The sequence below is a fragment of the Pantoea sp. GbtcB22 genome, from assembly GCF_019091025.1.
Taxonomy (GTDB): Bacteria; Pseudomonadota; Gammaproteobacteria; order Enterobacterales; family Enterobacteriaceae; genus Pantoea; species Pantoea leporis.
This window is the reverse complement of sequence record NZ_JAGXKB010001131.1, coordinates 1-201: the sequence shown is the minus strand read 5'-3', so window position 1 is coordinate 201 and position 201 is coordinate 1. Positions and strand designations below refer to the sequence as shown.

The window sequence follows — 201 nt, the reverse complement described above, 5'->3', positions numbered from 1 at the left end:
CGCTGTCAGCGGCGGCGTTGAAGGCGCGGTTAGCAATGACGGCACCGGCCTCACTAACGATGCGCGTCCGCTGCTCAGCGGCAGCGCCGAAAAAGGCAGTCTGGTAACTATTTACGACGGCACAACGGCGGTGGGCAGCGTCTATGCCGACGTCAGCACCGGCGCGTGGAGCTGGCAGTTCACCGGCACAGATAAGTTTGA

1 protein-coding gene is annotated in these 201 nt (G+C 62.7%); it reads left to right on the top strand.

What is annotated here, in order from left to right; all coding sequences use genetic code 11:
• Nucleotides 1–201, top strand: a 201-nt coding sequence (locus KVT28_RS27720; RefSeq protein WP_217551583.1) for a hypothetical protein, incomplete at both ends; no start/stop codon positions are given.